We start from the raw sequence: 1,615 nt of genomic DNA, 5'->3' as shown, positions 1-1,615 counted from the left end.
TTGGCAATTAATTCTTGCTTTTCCCTGTCATTTTTATATCTCTTGGTATTAAGAGTATCTCGATAAACCTTCTTCATTTGTTGAAGTTCTTCGGGGGTTGGATAGGTAAACTCAAGAGCAAAATTTCTCGATTTAATTTCCTGAAATTCCCTCTCTAAAGCTTGCATATTTGCTCCATAACCAATAACTCTTAACCAAGCTTTACTTCTAGTCATCGCTGTAAATAAAATATTGCGGTTACTAGCAATTTGTGAACCAGATAAACATTCTTGAGCGTTAATGAAATAAACCATTGCCGCTTCATTGCCTTTTGCACGATAAATCTGTGTAAAAGCAATCGAGTTTTCTTGAAAAAACTCATCGGGAGAAGATGTGCTACCTGCTAAATGAGAATTAATATTTTTTGTAAATAACATTTCTCTAGCTTTTCCAAAAACGTTGCGAGCATTTTTAGGTATTGGATGGATAACCATAATATCTTGGCATCTTAATTCATCTTCCTTGAGATTCTTGGCAATTTGTTCCACTAGCCATTCAAATTGCTCCTGATTGTTATCGAAAGATTTAAAGTTGATAATATCATCGATAGAAGAATGTTCTTCAAGGAATTTAGGACTGGTTTTGGGGGTTCTAATCAGTTTAACAAATTCTCCTGATTTTAATTCTCCTTCTTCAACCTCATAACCAATATCTTGCCATAATTGACGATTATCAAACATTTGAATTAGTCCCTGTGGATAATAAACTCCAAAACCTAGAGCATGAGCAGAGGAAAGAATAGGACGAGAATTTCTGTAACAAGTATTTAAAACTACATCTTGTTGGGGTTCGCTGGGTAAATTCTCCAATTTAACTCTAGGATTACCATGGTTATCATTTCCAAAAATAACTTCGGGAGAATCCATGACTTTACTATTTAAGCTTTGCAACTCATCATAGGCATAAACTAAACGTTTATCATCTTTCAAGATTTCATAGCAGAGTCTTAAGAAGTCTTGAGGAAAATCTTGAGCTTCATCAATTAAAATAAGATCATAATATTGATGAAAATTTTTAATCTCTCGGAAGGCTTTTTGACAGACAAACTCAAAAGGGTCTTCATTCAACAAATATGTTAGGTTGTTTGCTTGACTAAAATCTAAATATTCAATATTATGTCGTTTACATAGCTCATAATAAATTCCTTCTATCTTAGGACTTCCCCACGCATGAATAATTTTTACTTTTTCCCAGTCTGGTTCGGAATTTTTATGCTCATAACTAAACCGAGTAATTAAATCTTTGTATTGATCCTTTAACGAGCGTGTATAGAAGGTAACAGCAATATTCCAATCGGGATGAGTTGCATGAAGATAAGCTACTTTCAGTGCTAAGACAATTGTTTTTCCCGAACCTGCTAAACCTCTGATTCTTTGTACACCTTTAGTGGTTTCTAAAACAGCCTTATTTTGAGTTTCATCAAGATTAGCGATAGAATCTTCTAATTTTTTTAACTTTGCTCCCCTAGAATCTGGTTTAACAACATAACTGCGAGCGTCTTTTTTTCTAATGGTTGTAACAGCTTGTATAACTGAGTTGACTTTCTCGAAATATTCAGAATCATTGCCTTGACATT

The 1,615-nt window shown here is 33.7% G+C and carries 1 protein-coding gene; it reads right to left on the bottom strand.

Annotated features, from left to right (window positions below):
- On the bottom strand, nt 1-1,615 hold a 1,615-nt coding region (locus tag PX636_RS18540), incomplete at both ends, for a DEAD/DEAH box helicase (protein WP_288118237.1).

Source organism: Microcystis sp. M53598_WE2, from assembly GCF_030067735.1.
Classification (GTDB): Bacteria; Cyanobacteriota; Cyanobacteriia; order Cyanobacteriales; family Microcystaceae; genus Microcystis; species Microcystis aeruginosa.
This window is presented reverse-complemented; position numbering and strand designations above follow the sequence as displayed.